Source organism: Paenibacillus sp. GCM10027626 (assembly GCF_042676285.1).
Lineage (GTDB): Bacteria > Bacillota > Bacilli > Paenibacillales > Paenibacillaceae > Paenibacillus_Z.
This window is the reverse complement of record NZ_JBHTHC010000008.1, coordinates 135696-152609: the sequence shown is the minus strand read 5'-3', so window position 1 is coordinate 152609 and position 16914 is coordinate 135696. Positions and strand designations below refer to the sequence as shown.

The following is a 16914-nucleotide window of genomic DNA, read 5'->3' as shown; positions in this document are numbered from 1 at the left end:
TGCATGTGGGAGGCTGGACGTTGTTATGAAGGATGTTGTATTGCATGTCAAGGGCGTGCAGAAGAAAATTCGCCGCAAGCCAATTATTCATGATGTTTCTTTTGATGTGTACGCGGGTGAAATATTCGGTTTTCTTGGGCCGAACGGCTCTGGCAAGACGACGACGATCCGGATGCTTGTGGATCTCATCAAACCGACGGCCGGGACGATTGAGGTATGCGGCTTTAACATTGACCGGGAACCGGAGCAAGCTTTGCGGCATATCGGCTGTATCGTAGAAAACCCTGAGGTCTACACCTATATGACCGGCTGGGAAAACCTTGAGCAATTTGCCCGGATGCAGGAAGGGATCGATACGGCGCGGATTAAAGAAGTGGTGGAGATTGTCGGTCTTGATCAGCGGATCCATGACAAGGTGAAGACTTACTCGCTTGGCATGCGGCAGCGGCTTGGCATCGCGCAGGCGCTGTTGGGTCGTCCAAGGCTGCTTATTTTGGACGAGCCGACCAACGGCCTTGATCCGAAAGGGATCAAGGAGCTGCGCGAATTTGTGCGCATGCTGGCCGATCAGGGGATGAGCGTATTTATTTCCAGCCACTTGCTTAGTGAAATTCAATTAATGTGCGACCGGGTAGCGATCATCAGCCGTGGCACAGTGCTTGCAGTCGGTACAGTAGAGGAGCTTGTCGCTCAGGCAGGGGATTATGTAGTCTGGCAATTCGATCAGCCGGAGGCGGGACGCGAGCTGCTCAGTAGTGATAAAGAGATTCGATTTGTTGTAGATGGGGAACACAGAATTGAAGAGAGCCTGCTGGCGGCAATGGAGCAGCCGGTCGTCACTGTGATGCCCGAGCAGCGCATCCCAGAAGTAGTGAAGATGGCTGTTCAGGCCAGTATTGGGGTAAGAAGTGTTCAGCATATTTCGCCGACGCTGGAGCAATTATTTCTGAACATGACGGAGGGAGAAAGCATTGAATAGATTGCTGCCGCTCATTCAGAACGAGACGTTGAAAATTTGGAGAAAAAAGCGGTTTTATGTCGTCATTTTAGTGCTGTTGGTGCTGATCCCGATTTTTACATACGCTCAAATGAAAGTAGCTGAAAATAACCGGGAGAAATTTAGCGACTGGCGCAATCAAACCTTGCAGCAAATTAACGATTATCAGAATGCGCTTTCCAGTGACCGCGTCCCGGAGGAGTGGAAGCGATTCAGAAGAATTGCCGTACAGCAGCTGCAGTATTATTTGGATCATGATGTAAATCCGACTACGCCGGACGGTGTAACGTTTACGCGCGGCTTTATGGCCAATTCGGTGACGCTGTTCTATCCGCTGCTCGTACTGGCGATCGCTTCCGACTTGATTTCCGGCGAGCGCACCACAGGCACGATCAAAATGCTGCTTACCAGACCGGTGCGCAGATGGAAGATTTTATTAAGTAAATGGATCGCACTCACATTTTATGTATCCTTAATCATTGTCGCGAGCGGCATTCTATGCTATCTTATTGCAGGCGCCATCTTTGGATATGGGGGATGGCAGATGCCGATCTTTACCGGATTTTCAATAAGCGGATCTAATGTGGACAGCACTTATGTCCATGCAGTTCCGCAGTGGCTCTATATTTTGATGCAGGCAGGGCTGATCTGGTTTGCCCAGATGGTAGTCGCGGCGATTGCGCTGATGGTGTCTGTGCTCATCCGCAGCACCTCCGCAAGCATCGTGACGATGATGGCGGCGGTCATCGCCGGCACTATACTGGCCAACATGTCATCCTCTTGGCAAAGTGCTAAATATTTATTTTCCGTCAATATTAATATGACAGGATATTTGGCCGGATCGCCGCCGCCGATCGAAGGGATGACACTCGGCTTTTCATTGGCGACGCTGACGGTTTGGGCGGCTGCCGCGCTAATCGTTTCGTTCACTGTCTTTACGAAACAGGACATCTTGAATTAAAATAGCTTGAAGCGGCGTGCAAAAGAACTTGCGCCGAACATGTGTTCATCGTGTATAATGGACAAATGGCTGTCAGCTTTGACGTTATGCCGGCCAGGCCATGCCAGGCCAGGCCGTGCATGGTCAAGGTACAGTTACAATCAATTTTAGGAGGACGTGTATGACTGAGCAGTTGGATCTGTTTGCGGGTGGCGCTTCTTCGACAAACAATCGCAATTACGATGAAGGCGACATACAGGTGTTGGAGGGTTTGACCGCTGTACGTAAACGACCCGGGATGTATATTGGCAGTACGAGCAGCTCGGGACTGCATCATCTCGTCTGGGAGATCGTCGACAACGCCGTCGATGAGCATTTGGCAAAATATTGTTCTGCCATTGATGTAACGATTCATAGCGACGGGTCGGTAACGGTTCGTGACAATGGACGAGGAATCCCGACAGGGATGCATAAGACAGGCATTCCGACACCGCAGGTCGTCTTTACTATATTGCATGCGGGCGGAAAATTCGGCGGCGGCGGCTACAAAAAATCCGGCGGTCTTCACGGCGTCGGTGCTTCGGTTACGAATGCGCTGTCCGAGTGGCTGGAGGTCGAAATATCCCGCGACGGAAAAATACATAAGCAGCGGTTTGAATATTGGGTCGACGAGCAGGGTAAAGAGCATGTTGGCGAGCCGGTGACGGGGCTGGAGGTCATCGGCAATACGAACCGGACCGGAACGAAGGTTACGTTCAAGCCGGATAAGCGCGTCTTTCATGGCAATATTTCGTTAAGCTACGAGACGCTTGCCGAAAGGCTGCAGGAGATCGCTTTTCTCAATTCCGGGCTGAAGGTGACGGTAAAAGACGAGCGGGCAGGCAAGCAGGACGTGTTCCATTATGAAGGCGGAGCGAAGCAGTTTGTGCAGTTTCTAAACGAAGACAAAACGGTGCTCCATGATGTCGTTCACTTTCAAGGAGAACGCGAGGATATCGAGGTAGAGGTTGCACTGCAATATAATGATGGCTATACAGAGACGATCGCCTCCTTTGTCAACTCGATTCCTACGCGCGGCGGCGGTACGCACGAGACCGGCTTTAAAACGGCCTATACGCGCGTCATGAACGATTATGCCCGCAAAGCTGCGATGCTCAAGGAAAAGGACAAAAACCTGGACGGCAACGACCTGCGCGAAGGCATGATGGCGGTCATTAACGTCAAAATGGGCGACGTGGAATTTGTCGGCCAGACGAAGGATCAGCTCGGAAGCGCGACGGCAAGAAGTGCGGTAGATGCGATTGTAACGGAAAAAATGCAAGTCTTTTTGGAGGAAAATCCGCAAGTGGCCCAAATGCTGCTGAAAAAAGCGGTGCAAGCCTCCAAGGCCAGAGAAGCGGCGCGCAAAGCGCGGGAAGAAATTCGCAGCGGCCGCAAAAAGAGTGAAAGCTCGAATCTGGGCGGCAAGCTGACGCCGGCGCAATCGAAAGATTTTACCCGCAATGAGCTGTTCATTGTCGAAGGCGATTCGGCCGGCGGTTCCGCCAAGCAAGGGCGGGATTCCAAATACCAAGCGATCCTGCCGCTTAAAGGCAAGCCGATGAATCCGGAAAAGGCCAAGCTGATCGATATTTTGAAAAATGATGAATATAAAGCGATTATCGCGGCCATCGGGGCGGGGATCGGCCCTGAATTTGATGCGGAATCGTGCAACTATAATAAAATCATCATTATGACCGACGCGGATACAGACGGCGCGCATATTCAAGTGCTGCTGCTTACTTTCTTCTATCGGTACATGAAACCGCTGATCGATACCGGACGTGTCTATATTGCCCAGCCGCCGCTCTACAAAATATCGCGAAAATCCGGCAAGCTGGAGACGATACGTTACGCCTGGACGGATGAGCAGCTGCAAAATTATTTGAAGGAATTCGGCAAGCAATTCGAGCTGCAGCGCTATAAAGGGCTTGGCGAGATGAATCCGGACCAATTATGGGAAACGACGATGAATCCGGAATCGCGCACCCTGCTGCAAGTGCAAATCGAAGATGCGGCCAAAGCGGAGAAGCGGGTATCGACGCTGATGGGAGATAAAGTGGACCCGCGTAAACGATGGATTGTAGAAAATGTAGATTTTACGGAATACGAGGAATAGGAGCGAAAAAAGCATGACAATCCTGGAACAGTTTTTGCCAGCGTTTCTGGAAGAGGTCGTAGGCGACCGCTTTGGACGCTATTCCAAATATATTATTCAGGACCGCGCCATTCCTGACGTTCGCGACGGACTAAAGCCGGTGCAGCGTCGTATTTTGTATGCAATGTACGATGCGGGCAACACGCCTGATAAGCCCTATCGCAAGTCGGCGAAAACAGTCGGCGATGTCATGGGCAATTACCATCCGCATGGCGATTCGTCGATTTATGAAGGTATGGTGCGGATGGCGCAGCCATGGAAGATGGGACATGTTCTGATCGATGGCCATGGCAACTGGGGCTCGCAGGACGACGATCCGGCTGCGGCTATGCGTTATACCGAAGCCAGGCTTTCGCCGATTGCCATGGAGCTGCTGCGGGACATTGAGAAGCGCACCGTGATGTTCAAGGATAATTTTGACAATACGACAAAAGAGCCGGTCGTCTTGCCGGCGCGCTATCCGAATTTGCTCGTGAACGGCGTCAGCGGGATTTCTTCCGGCTTTGCTACCGAGATTCCCCCTCATAACTTGCGCGAGGTAATCGATGCCTGCATTGCGCTAATGACGAAGCCGGATACCGGGCTGGATGAATTGATGGCAATAGTGAAGGGGCCGGATTTCCCTACCGGCGGCCTCATTATGGGCGAGGATGGCATTCGCGACGCTTATACGTCCGGCAGGGGGCGAATATATTTGCGCTCCAAGACGGCGATTGAAGATTTGAAAGGCGGCAAGCAGCAAATCGTGATTACGGAAATTCCGTATCAGGTTGTCAAATCGCGGCTTGTTACAGCTATGGAAAATATAAGGCTGGAGAAGAAAGTTGAAGGGATCGCCGAGGTTCGCGACGAGAGCGGCCGGGCTGGTCTGCGTATCGTTATCGAGCTGAAGAAGGATGCAGACGCGCAAGGAATTCTTGCTTTCCTGCTGAAAAAAACCGATTTGCAAGTGACTTATAATTTCAACATGGTAGCGATCGTTAATAAAACACCGGTGCAGCTTGGATTGAAAGCAATGCTGTCCGCCTATGTTGACCACCAAAAAGAAGTGGTCACCCACCGGACGCAATATGAGCTTGAGAAGGCCGAGGATCGCGCTCACGTCCTTGAAGGCCTAGCCAAGGCGCTCAACCTGCTTGATGAAGTAATTGCAGCGATAAAGGCCTCAAAAAACCGTCAGGATGCGCAAAACAACTTGATCCGGCTGTTCAGCTTTACCGAGCGGCAGGCGGATGCGATTTTGACGCTGCAGCTATATCGGCTGACGAATCTGGAAATTACTTCGATCGAAAAGGAACTAAAAGACGTACAGAAAAAAATTGCGCTCTATCGTTCCATTCTGAACAGCGAGAAAAAGCTGATCGGGGTCATTAAGGACGAGCTGCTTGAAGTACGCAACAAATACGGAATTGACCGCCGCTCTGATATCCAAGGTGAGGTCGAGGAGCTGAAGGTGAATCTGGAAGTGATGGTTCCGGCCGAGGATGTGCTCCTTACACTCAGCCATGAAGGATATATTAAGCGCACCTCGATGCTGTCGTTCACCCGCTCCGGCGGCGAACTGAACAATGCCGGCGTCAAGGAAGGCGATGTTATCCGCACCTTGCTGGAAGTAAGCACAATTGATCAGTTGCTGCTCTTTACCCGCAAAGGACAATATTATCAATTGCCGGTGCATCTCATTCCGGAGTTCAAATGGAAGGATACAGGCACGGCGATTGTCAATGTCGTGCCGCTGCCGAAGGACGATGCCATTGTAAGCATGATTCCCGTCAGCAGCTTTGAGGAGGACAACCGTTCGCTAGTTTTTGTGACGAAGCGAGGGCAAGTGAAACGGACGGAGTTGAAAGATTACAAGTCGTCGCGTTCGACGGCGATAACTGCGGCTAAAGTGAATGAAGGCGATGAAATTCTCAAGGTTGAGGTAAGCGAAGGGGACAAGGAACTGCTGCTTGTCACGAAGCAAGGCATGAGTATTCGTTTTGCCGAGAATGAGGTCAATACGATGGGGCGGGTCGCCGGCGGCGTGCGCGGCATTCAGCTGAAGGATGACGATGAGGTCGTTGCCGCGGAATGGGTAAGCGGCGATGAGGGCGAAGTGCTTGTCGTATCCGATCTCGGCTATGCGAAGCGGACGCTGCTGCTGGACTATCCGATTCAAGGACGCGGCGGCAAGGGGGTTGCAAGCTTCGAATTCAAGGAGGGCAAGCGTGTACGCTCCAATGGCGAGCGGCTTGTAGGGGCTCTGCATGTGAAGGAAGAGCGCGAGCTCGTATTGCTGACAGTGTCAGGCGAGCAGTTGACGGCAAGCACGGAGAAGGCGCCAATCGAGGATCGGAGAGCGGTCGGAAAAGCGATTGCTGCCGTTAATAAGGCAGATGTCCTGCATATTATGTTCCCTCGCTCCGGCATGTAAGGGAACGGGAAGAGAGATGGTTCATAGTGGTACAGATTCACTGGAGGATCTGGCCATTATGAACCATTTTTGCACGCCATTTTGTCGAGAGGGGCGACAGTTCGAGCTTTACCAACAGCATTTGTCCCCGTCTATGTCTAGCATTGTCCGGATAGCGCGAGTCGTCTCGCAAAATATTAACTGCATTAATCTTTTATTCGACATGAACGATTGTTATAATAAAAATAGAGTATTGATAGAAAGCGGGTGATGGACAATGGTTGTATCTACAGAATTTGCCCGACTGTGGATGAAATTTGCAAAAGACTGGAAGGTTCATCTGGAGGAGGCGCTTGCGCCGACGTTGACGGAAGGGCAACTTAACGTATTGGAACTGCTATTAGAGCACCAGCCGATGAAGCCTTCTAATCTGCTTGCTTACTTGTCGACGACACCGGCGGCGATCACAACCCTGCTTGATCGCATGGAACGCGGAGGGCTGGTTACTAGAACGCGTGATGAACATGACCGCCGCATTGTATGGATCAATCTGACGGAGCTTGGTGAAGCTGAAGCCTGGCGCGGCATGGAAATACGTGATACTTACATAAGCGAGGCGCTTGACCGAATCTCTTCACATAATCAGCAATTGCTCGTCTATTTGCTAGGAAAGGTAGCAAATTAACGGCGAAAGAAAGGGCTGCCCCGGCGGATCTGCTGTTTTCAGCGATCTGCGAGGCAGCCCTTCATTATTGTGCTGCAAGTTGAACAGGCTGCGCGGACATGGAGTGGAGCCGTTTATTCAGTCTGTTCAATTGATGCTGCAAAGTAGAATAGCCGCTGCTTGGGAACGCCGGTATTGAACGCTTGGCGATGCTTTGCTCTAACGGCAATATAGAATAGCGGTATAGGCCATGCAGCTTGTAACGGTGCACCCAAGTTGGAATGGCGGTAACGCTCCCGATTGTGGTTCGGCCTGCTGTATGATTTTTTTCAATCGCGACTTTGAAAATCACACCATAATCTTTCAGATCGCCCCGCTGGTTGGAGATAAAATTGCCCATTGAATAAATAATCACACCGCGTCTCGTCGTACCGTCAGCTGCAGTAACCTCGCAAATTTCGAACGGCTGCACGACATGGGGGTGTGAACCCGCCACAATATCGGCTCCCGCGGCGATCAGCTTGCGGGCTAACTGTTTTTGCGCTTCATTGGGTTTCGTTTCGTATTCAATGCCGAAGTGCAGTGCGATTGTGATAAAGTCCGCTCCCGCCTTGCGCAGCTTTGCTATATCGCTGATCATCGCGTTTTCATTGATGAGGGAGACGGTGTAGGGCTTGTTTTTAGGGAGCGGTATTCCGTTCGTTCCATAGGTATAAGCAAGCAGTCCCATTTTAATTTTTTGTCGCTCAATGATCGTCAGCTTTGCAGCTTCAGCGGCAGAGCGGGCGGTTCCTTTTGTAATCAAGCCCTGCTTTTGCAGATGAACCAATGTCCGCTCCACACCTGCAAAGCCGCGGTCTAGTGCATGATTGTTGGCGTTCGTTACGATGTTGAAGCCGGCCTTTTTCAAAGCTTCGGCCATTTCTGACGGCGCGTTGAAGCGGGGAAAGCCGGAATAACCAAGCGCTTTGCCGCCGATCGGCGCTTCAAGATTGGCCATTGACCAGTCCCCTTGCTCCAAAACCGGTTTAACTTCTTTAAAAAAATGATCAAAGCGGTAACGTTTGTGCTTGCTGTCATATGCGCCGGGAAGCTGCGGCATATGCACCATAATATCGCCAACAGCAATAAGCTCAGCTTTCGTAACTACCGCTTTTGCCGGCTTTTGCTTGGCTTGCTCGTTATTTTCCCCCTTTTTATCAGGCAATGCTTGCTCTTCGTTCTGCTCGGGCTCTGGTACTGGTTCCGGCTCATACTGCTCTGTTCCTTCGGGTGCCGGCGCGTTATGCTGACCGGTCACGCCGCCAGGAGATGTTGGTACGGCAGCGGGCGTTTTACTCGGCCCGCCGGCAGGCCGCTGCCCTGTAAAGGAGGGGAGGCAGCCGCCAAGCAGCAGACAAACGAAAAGCACACTTAAAGGTGCCCAGTAACGGCTCTTCATTGTTTCTCCTTTGCGCGCGCTCCGAGCAGCCTGAACATTGCTTCCTCATGCGGACTATCCTGCCATTGCCGCCAAGGCTCGGCAGCGGGCAGCGGCGCTTGCAGTATGAGCTGCTCCTTCGTAACCGGATGAGGCACGCTGATGGCAGCAGACCATAAGGCGAGATCGCGCGCCCCCTCTGCGGCTGGCGCTCCGTATTTGCGGTCAAATAATAGCGGATGACCGATTGCGGACATTTGCGCGCGAATTTGATGGGGTCTTCCCGTCAGCAAACGGACAGCAACTAGCGATGTATGACGAGCGGAAGCGACGACTTCATAGTAAAGCAGGGCTTCCTTGGCGTCTGGAACGGGATGATCGTGCACAGTGACAAGGTTGCGCCCGGCATCCTTGCGCAAATAGTGGCGCAGCGGCTCTGCGCACGGCGCAGGCATGCCATGCACGATAGCAAAATATACTTTATCAAAGCTGCGGGTGCGAACGGAATCCGATAAGCGCCCGGCAGCTTTGGAGGTTTTGGCGAACAGCATCGCGCCTCCGACAGGACGGTCCAGACGATGGACGAGCCCGACGAATACATTGCCGGGCTTGCGATAACGAAATTTCAAGTCTTCCTTGAGCAGGTTGACCATATCGGGCTCACCTGTCTGATCGGCTTGGGACAGAATGCCTGGAGGCTTGATTACAGCAAGCAAATGATTATCCTCATACAAAATGGGAAGCGGCTGAGAGCCGCTTGTTACCCCATAGCCGGTCAGCATCGTCAGTTCGCCTCCCAGCGGCCAAGCATTCCGCAAGGCAAAGAAAGACCGGAGGCTGAAATTGGTATCCCGATTTCCCCGCAGTTTATGGAACCGCCGAATTTGCGCCCGATCGTAAGATGGAGCAAATTGTGCAATACAGATGGCGATAATCCGGTAGTATAGGAGTTGATCAGGATGAATAAGGGATTATCGGATAAAATGGTCGTGCATGATTCAAGGAAAGGGTAGAGGTTCTCCTCCAGCTTCCACATTTCACCGTTCGGTCCGCGTCCGTAAGAGGGCGGATCCATAATGATGGCATCGTACTGCCGGCCCCGCCGCTGCTCGCGCTGAACAAATTTAAACACATCATCAGTAATATAACGAACCGGCTTGTTTTCCAGACCGGACAGCTGGGCATTTTCTTTGGCCCACTGCACCATCCCTTTAGCGGCGTCAACGTGACAAACCTCGGCTCCCGCGGCAGCGGCAGCAATTGTAGCCCCGCCTGTATAGGCAAACAGATTCAAAACTTTGATCGGCCTGCCTGCACCCCGGATTTTGTTCATCATCCATTCCCAATTGACGGCTTGCTCCGGGAAAAGCCCGGTATGCTTGAAGCTCGTTGGGCGGATATGAAATTTCAGCTCCTTGAAGCCAATTGTCCAACGATCGGGCATTTTTGTTCTGAACTGCCACTGCCCGCCTCCGGAGGAGCTCCGGTGATAGTGGCCGTCAGCGGTTGTCCAGCGGCCGCTTTCCTTGGCAATCGGCCAAATAATTTGCGGGTCCGGGCGGCGGAGCACATAGCTGCCCCATCGCTCCAGCTTTTCTCCATTGCCTGTGTCGATTAATTCATAGTCTTGCCATTGGTCAGCTTTATACATAAGTAAGTCCTTCCTTATACAAAAATTTGTAACCTACGCCGCGGACAGTCACAATATAACTCGGGTTAGCCGGGTCCGGCTCGATCTTTTTGCGCAGATTGCTAATGTGCACCATTAAGGTGCGCGTATCCCCCATACTTTCCGCTCCCCAAACAATATTGTACAAGACGTCAAGCGGAAACGCGCGGTTCGGCGACTGAGCCAGGCATAGCAGCAGCTCAAACTCCTTGACTGACAACGCGATTTCGCGTCCGCCAATATGGACGGTCCGTCCGGCCAAATCAATGATGAGATCGTCGAAGGTCAGCAGCTCATGCGGCGTGCGGTCCATGCGCTTGCCTGCAGAAGTTTGCCGCCGCAAATGCGCTTTGACTCTTGCTACGAGCTGGCTTGGACTGAACGGTTTTGTAATATAGTCATCGCCGCCAACTTCGAGACCGTGTATAATATCGGTATCATCGCTTTTACAACTGATGAACAAAATGGGAACGTCGGACTGCTCGCGAATACGCGAGCAGACTTCGATCCCGTCCATCGTTTTAAGCTGGATGTCGAGCAAAATAAGCTCAGGGCGAAGCTGCTGAACAAGTTTCAGCGCATCTTCGCCATTATCTGTAGCGTGGACCTCAAAGCCGTCGCGTTCCAAATAAAGCCCGATTAGCTCGGTAATATCCGGCTCGTCATCCACGACTAATATTGTAGTGCCGCTCATTACATTTCCTCCCCCGCAGCAGCTGGGCTGTCAGATGCTATACATTCGATCCAGCCTGCCATTCTCTCCGCTATATTATAGCGAATGTATGGAGGAATGGGCAATGGCGCGATTTATAACATATTGAAGGGAAGTCTTATTTTGTGTCAAACGCATCGTTTTCTTGCATTTATGGCTGTTTTTATACCGATCGCATTGCTGTTTCCGTCCAGTTCCTCCGCTGATAGCCTGATGCTGGCCGGAGGCCAGGCTGCTGCCAAACCGGCGGCTGAAAAGGGTGTTCTCGATTTAAGGGGCTGGTCTTTTGACAAGGATGGACGCATCGACCTGAATGGAGAATGGCTATTTTACGCTCATGAGCTGCTTTCGCCAGAGGAAGCTGCTGCCAGTGGACCTGCATTGTTTGCCGAAGTGCCGCACTCTTGGAACAATTATCCCGAATATTACGGGTTTGAGGATGGGCAGGGCATTGCTACCTATAAGCTGACGATTCTGTTGACGCCGTCCGAGCGAAGATTGGCATTGCGGGTGCCGAGCATCTCCAGCGCCTATAATTTTTGGATTAACGGTAAACTGATGGCGTCCGCAGGGATTGTCGGAAAGAGCAGGGAAAACAGCTCAGCAGAGCAATACCCGAGGCTGATTATTCTCGATGGCAATAAGGAGCGGCTGGAACTAGTTGTGCAAGTATCTAACTTTCATCACCGCAAAGGCGGAATCTGGATTGGATTCTCGCTTGGATCGAACAAAGATATGGTGAAATTTCAGATGCGGACTGCGGTGCAGGAAATGGTCATTTTCGGCAGTCTGGTGATCATTGGCTTGTATCATATGGGGTTGTACGCCTTTCGCCGTCAGGAGCAGTTTACGCTATACTTCGGTTTGCTCTGCCTGCTGGTAGCGGCCCGGACAAGTGTGACAGGGGATGCCTATCTGCTGCAGATGTTTCCCGCGATCGGTTGGGAAACCGGGCTGAAAATCGAATATATCAGTTTTGTGCTTAGCGCGGTGACGGGCTATCTTTACATTTGTGGCCTTTTTCCGCACGATGCCTCAGTGAAGATCAAGAGGGCGGTCATCGCACTCGGGATATTGTCATGCATACCGGTGCTTCTACTGCCGGCGCTGATATATTCCAGACTGCTTCCTTTCTTTCAAATTTTTGTCCTGCTGGTATGTTTTTATTCGCTATACGTACTCGTAATGGCCATGCGGAGAAAGCGGGAGGGAGCGTGCTTTGTCCTTGCTGGTGTAGCCGTATTTGTGCTGACGATTATGAATGATATGCTCTTCTATAATGAATGGCGTGTCAGTCATCAATTGGTGCCGTTGGGCTTGTTCTTTTTCATTTTAATGCAATCATTTATTATATCCAGCCGCTTCTCCAATGCGCTTCATCGGGTTGAGCTGGTAACGAAGGAATTGCGCGAGCTGAACGCCCATTTGGAGGAACGGATTGCCGAGCGGACTGAGGCATTGCAGGCCGCAAATGAAACGCTGGAGCGGACAAACCGTGAGCTGGCCAAGGTGGAAAATTCGCGCCGGCATTTAATGACCAACATCTCGCATGATTTGCGTACGCCGATCACATTGCTGCAGGGGTATTTGGAGGCGATGCAAGATGGCGTGATCAAAACGGAAGAGCAGCAAAGCAAATATATACGCATGATGCTGGGCAAGGTTGCCGGCCTCAACCGGCTTATCCGGGATTTGTTCGAGCTGTCCAAGCTGGAAGCCGGTGATATGCGGTTTGATTATTCGGAGGTGCTGTTAGCGGATTGGATGGAGCGGATGCGCGAGTTGTTCGAGCTGGATATCCGCAACCATCGGCTGGATTTTAATTACTCGTTCATATCGGATCAGGAGGAGTGGGCCGCTGCGGGGGCTCCCAGTGCTGAAAATATTAGCATGCAAATTGATCAGAACCGTATGGAGCGGGTGATGGCCAATCTCGTTTTTAACGCGATTAAATACACAGCAGAAGGCGGGAAAATAACGATCGTTTATCGAGCGGATTACAGCAGCGGGCAAGTTGTCATCAAGGTATGCGATACCGGAAGCGGCATAGCCGAGGAGCATCTGCCTTATATTTTTGACCGGTTCTATAAAAAGGAGCTGGCCCGCAAAGTTTACGGGGGAGGCAGCGGCCTGGGACTGGCGATTGTAAAAGAAATTGTTGAGGCTCATCATGGAAAAATCGGCGCGGAAAGCGAGCTGGGAAAAGGAACGGTAATTTGGTTTACAATTCCTTTTCAGCATAATAGGGCGAAAGGGGATTAGAAATAAGCCCCTTTTATAAAATTTGTCTGATTTTTTAAGAAAAAGTGAAAATTTTTTGAACACTTTTGTTCACATTTCGGTTATAATAACTGTAATAACGTTTACAATGTGACGGGGATGTGACAAAGATGAAAAATAGCCTGACCATGAACCAAAATGAAGCAGTACAAACAAAACGTCTTTTTTCACTTATGAATGTGATCGCCTGGATATGTCTTGCAGTTGGCGTAGTTATGTGCGCGTTCAATTTGAGTTACTTCAGTGATGCTAATTTGCCGCTTATGCTGGGCATCGGTTTTATGATCGGCAGTGTGTTTATTTATACAATTGCCACCGCCATCAATATGGTGGAAACGCGAAAGCTTCAATGATTGGCTGGAATCAATTGTGTCTAATATTTGCCCATGATGACGGAATCGGGAGTAGGCTGCCCGAATCCAGCAATCATGGGCTTTTTTCGCTATTATTTGGGCCGCGGCAGGAGGCTTTTTTCGGTATAGCGTTTACATTATCGTCTAAATGGTGAATGAATTATTACAGAAATTCTAATTTTCAATGTCTCCTTTGTTAACGAGGGTTCAAATGGCGGCAAGTTCTGGTATGGTAATGACATGAGAGAAATTTGCTAGCATGCGCAAGTGTTCAGTCTCAACATTAGAATGGCCGTAAGGAGATGAAAAAGTTGAAAATGCCAAAATCATGGAAACGTATGACGGTTATAATGATGCTCGGGCTTGTAACAGTACTGTTATCAGGCTGCGGCGAGCTGATGGTCATGGATCCGAAGGGGCCAATCGGGTCACAGCAGCGTGATTTGATTATTATTGCAACAGTGCTCTGCTCAGTGATCATTGTACCGGTTCTGATTTTGACGGCAATTATCGCAATTCGCTATCGTGACAAACCTAACAACAAGGCGGCCTATACACCCAAGTGGGAGCATAGTACAAAGCTTGAAGTGACATGGTGGGGCATTCCGATCGTAATCATCATCATATTGGCGACTATAACGGCCCGGTACACCTATGCTACGGAGCCGAGCAAGCCGCTGGAATCGGACAAGAAGCCGATGACGATTCAGGTCACCTCGCTGGATTGGAAATGGCTGTTCCAATATCCCGAGCAGGATATCGCCACTGTCAATTATCTTAATATTCCGGCCGATGTGCCGATCCGGTTTGAATTGACCTCCGATGCACCGATGAACTCCTTCTGGATTCCGCAGCTGGGCGGGCAAATGTACACGATGTCCGGAATGGCAATGGTGCTGCATCTGCAAGCTGATGAAGTCGGGGTCTATCACGGCTCGGGCGCGAACTTCAGCGGTCTGGATTTTGCCAAGATGAAGTTTAATGTCAATGCGATGTCGCAGGAGGACTTCGACGCATGGGCAGTGAAGACGAAGTCCGAAAGCAAGCCGCTGACATTGGACGGCTATCTGGAGCTGGCCAAACCGAGCGTTGAGGAAACACAATCGTTCTCCTCCATCCCGGAAGGCTTGTTCAACAAAATCGTGCATAAATATGCTGCTTCTCACCAGCATGGCGACAACGGTTTAACGAATAATAAACCGCAAAAATCGGAAGGAACGAGCAGCGATGCAATGCCGATTAAGCCGGATTCAGGTGATGGAGCAGTCCAGACGCAGGATCATGCGGGCAATTAATGATGGAAAGAGAGGGATAACCGCATGTGGGATAAAATAAAAGACTTCGCCTCAGAGTTTTTTGTAACAGGCGACCCGCTCATTTATGGAGCAGACGCAGCAATTGTGCTGACATCGGTTGCAATCCTATTTGTACTGACCTATTTTAAAAAATGGAAATGGCTGTGGCGCGAATGGCTGACGACCGTTGACCACAAAAAAATCGGTATTATGTATGTCATAGCCTCCATTCTGATGCTGTTCCGCGGCGGTGTCGATGCGCTGCTAATGCGGGCTCAGCTGGCACTGCCGGAAATGGAATTTTTAAATGCAGACCACTATAACCAGGTCTTTACGACACACGGCGTCATTATGATCTTGTTTATGGCGATGCCGCTCATGTTCGGCCTGTTCAATATTGTAGTGCCGCTGCAGATCGGGGCGCGCGACGTGGCGTTTCCGTTCCTTAACTCGTTAAGCTTTTGGCTGTTTTTCTGGGGAGCAATGCTGTTTAACGTCTCCTTCGTCATTGGCGGCTCGCCGAATGCCGGCTGGCTTGCTTATCCTCCGCTGTCAGGGTCAATGTACAACCCGGGCGTCGGTCAGGATTTCTATATATGGGGGATACAAATTTCCGGGATCGGAAGCTTGATGACCGGTATTAACTTTATCGTAACGATCTTGAAAATGCGTGCTCCTGGCATGAAGCTGATGCAAATGCCGATGTTCACCTGGTCGACTTTGTCGAGCTGTGTCACCATTATTTTTGCTTTCCCGATTTTGACGATCACACTCGCTCTGTTATTTATCGACCGCTATTTGGGCGCGCACTTCTTTACGCTTGATGGCGGGGGCAACCCGATGATGTACATCAACCTGATATGGATGTGGGGTCACCCGGAAGTGTATATTGTTATACTGCCGGCCTTCGGTATCTTCTCCGAAATCGTGGCGACCTTCTCCCGCAAAAAGCTGTTTGGCTATAAATCGATGGTCTTTGCGCTTATGAGTATTAGCTTCTTCTCATTCTTTACCTGGGTCCATCACTTCTTTACGATGGGATCGGGAGCGAATGTCAATACATTCTTTGCGATAACGACGATGATTATTGCTATACCGACAGGGGTTAAAGTCTTTAACTGGCTGTTTACGATGTTCCGGGGCAGGGTGTCTTACAAAACGCCGATGCTGTGGACGATGGGCTTTATTCCGTGCTTTATCGTTGGCGGTATGACCGGTGTGCTGTTATCGGTCGCGCCGGCCGACTTCCAGTTCCATAACAGTTACTTCTTGATCGCTCACTTCCACCAAGTATTGATTGGCGGCGTCGCTTTCGGTTACTTTGCCGGTCTTGCCTACTGGTGGCCTAAAGTATTCGGCTTTACACTGAATGAAAAGCTGGGCAAATGGGCATTCTGGCTGTGGAACATCGGTTTCTATGTCTGCTTTATGCCGCAATATTTCCTTGGACTCGACGGCATGACCAGACGTCTGAACACATACAGCTGGGATTTGGGCTGGACTTCGCTCAACTTAGTGTCGACGATCGGCGGCTTCCTGATGGGGCTTGGCTTCCTGTTCCAAGTATGGCAAATTGCCCACAGCATTAAATTTATGCAGCGCGATACAACCGGGGATCCATGGAACGGCCGCACGCTTGAATGGTCGATTCCTTCACCAGCGCCAATGTACAACTTTGCTACCTTGCCGCAAGTGACTTCTCAAGATGATTGGTGGGAGAGAAAGCAGCGGATGGAGAAAGGCGAGAAGCCGGCGGAGCCGAAGCTCGAGCCTATTCATATGCCGCGCAACTCGGGTATTCCGTTTATTAAGTCGGTCTGCTGGTTCTTTGCGGGCTTCGGCTTCGTGCAGAATTGGCTGTGGCTTGCCATTCCGGGCTTGATCGGCGTTGCGATTTGCATGCTGGCCCGCTCGTTCTCGTACAATACGGATTACTATATTCCAGTCGATGAAGTGAAACGAACGGAAGCGGCGTTAAGGGGGTCTGTCTAA

13 protein-coding genes are annotated in these 16914 nt (G+C 50.8%); 9 read left to right on the top strand and 4 right to left on the bottom strand.

What is annotated here, in order from left to right; translation table 11 throughout:
- Window positions 1–25 precede the first annotated feature (25 nt).
- From ACFQ0N_RS17080 to ACFQ0N_RS17060, 5 genes are all read left to right on the top strand, one after another.
- The gene (locus ACFQ0N_RS17080; protein WP_379328243.1) at window positions 26–979 is read left to right on the top strand and encodes an ABC transporter ATP-binding protein; all 954 of its coding nucleotides are present in this window, start codon (window positions 26–28) and stop codon (window positions 977–979) included.
- On the top strand, window positions 972–1958 hold the full coding sequence (locus ACFQ0N_RS17075; RefSeq protein WP_379328241.1) for an ABC transporter permease: 987 nt from the start codon (window positions 972–974) through the stop codon (window positions 1956–1958). The genes ACFQ0N_RS17080 and ACFQ0N_RS17075 overlap by 8 nt, the downstream gene beginning before the upstream one ends.
- A gap of 160 nt (window positions 1959–2118) precedes the next feature.
- Entirely contained in the window at window positions 2119–4095 is a 1977-nt protein-coding gene (gene parE / locus ACFQ0N_RS17070) for a DNA topoisomerase IV subunit B (RefSeq protein ID WP_379328239.1), read from the top strand.
- A 13-nt stretch (window positions 4096–4108) separates the two neighbouring features.
- Window positions 4109–6550 (top strand): DNA gyrase subunit A, encoded by a 2442-nt coding sequence (gene gyrA / locus ACFQ0N_RS17065; RefSeq protein WP_379328237.1) that lies wholly within the window; start codon window positions 4109–4111, stop codon window positions 6548–6550.
- Between the two features lie 256 nt (window positions 6551–6806).
- On the top strand, window positions 6807–7214 hold the full coding sequence (locus tag ACFQ0N_RS17060) for a MarR family winged helix-turn-helix transcriptional regulator (protein ID WP_379328235.1): 408 nt from the start codon (window positions 6807–6809) through the stop codon (window positions 7212–7214).
- Window positions 7215–7278: 64 nt separating this feature from the next.
- Here ACFQ0N_RS17060 and ACFQ0N_RS17055 read toward each other — a convergent pair whose 3' ends face one another.
- The 4 genes from ACFQ0N_RS17055 to ACFQ0N_RS17040 are packed head-to-tail and all read right to left on the bottom strand — an operon-like array spanning window position 7279 to window position 10976.
- A complete protein-coding gene (locus tag ACFQ0N_RS17055) occupies window positions 7279–8634 on the bottom strand; it encodes a CapA family protein (RefSeq protein WP_379328233.1) in 1356 nt (451 codons plus the stop codon).
- Window positions 8631–9395 carry an RluA family pseudouridine synthase gene (locus ACFQ0N_RS17050; protein WP_379328231.1) on the bottom strand — a complete coding sequence of 255 codons (765 nt, stop codon included), beginning with the start codon at window positions 9393–9395 and terminating at the stop codon, window positions 8631–8633. Before ACFQ0N_RS17050 ends, ACFQ0N_RS17055 begins: the two co-directional genes overlap by 4 nt.
- A gap of 2 nt (window positions 9396–9397) precedes the next feature.
- Entirely contained in the window at window positions 9398–10264 is an 867-nt protein-coding gene (locus ACFQ0N_RS17045) for a class I SAM-dependent methyltransferase (protein ID WP_379328229.1), read from the bottom strand.
- A complete protein-coding gene (locus ACFQ0N_RS17040; protein WP_379328227.1) occupies window positions 10257–10976 on the bottom strand; it encodes a response regulator in 720 nt (239 codons plus the stop codon). The genes ACFQ0N_RS17045 and ACFQ0N_RS17040 overlap by 8 nt, the downstream gene beginning before the upstream one ends.
- A 96-nt stretch (window positions 10977–11072) precedes the next feature.
- Between ACFQ0N_RS17040 and ACFQ0N_RS17035 the strand changes: the two genes are divergently transcribed.
- The 4 genes from ACFQ0N_RS17035 to ACFQ0N_RS17020 all read left to right on the top strand — a co-directional run bounded on the left by ACFQ0N_RS17035 (window position 11073) and on the right by ACFQ0N_RS17020 (window position 16914).
- The gene (locus tag ACFQ0N_RS17035; protein ID WP_379328225.1) at window positions 11073–13256 is read left to right on the top strand and encodes an ATP-binding protein; all 2184 of its coding nucleotides are present in this window, start codon (window positions 11073–11075) and stop codon (window positions 13254–13256) included.
- A 128-nt stretch (window positions 13257–13384) separates the two neighbouring features.
- Window positions 13385–13627: a hypothetical protein gene (locus tag ACFQ0N_RS17030; RefSeq protein WP_379328222.1), complete on the top strand. Its 243-nt coding sequence runs from the start codon at window positions 13385–13387 to the stop codon at window positions 13625–13627.
- Between the two features lie 311 nt (window positions 13628–13938).
- The gene (gene cyoA, locus ACFQ0N_RS17025) at window positions 13939–14922 is read left to right on the top strand and encodes a ubiquinol oxidase subunit II (protein ID WP_379328220.1); all 984 of its coding nucleotides are present in this window, start codon (window positions 13939–13941) and stop codon (window positions 14920–14922) included.
- A gap of 24 nt (window positions 14923–14946) precedes the next feature.
- Window positions 14947–16914, top strand: a complete 1968-nt coding sequence (locus ACFQ0N_RS17020) for a cbb3-type cytochrome c oxidase subunit I (protein WP_379328218.1) — start codon at window positions 14947–14949, stop codon at window positions 16912–16914.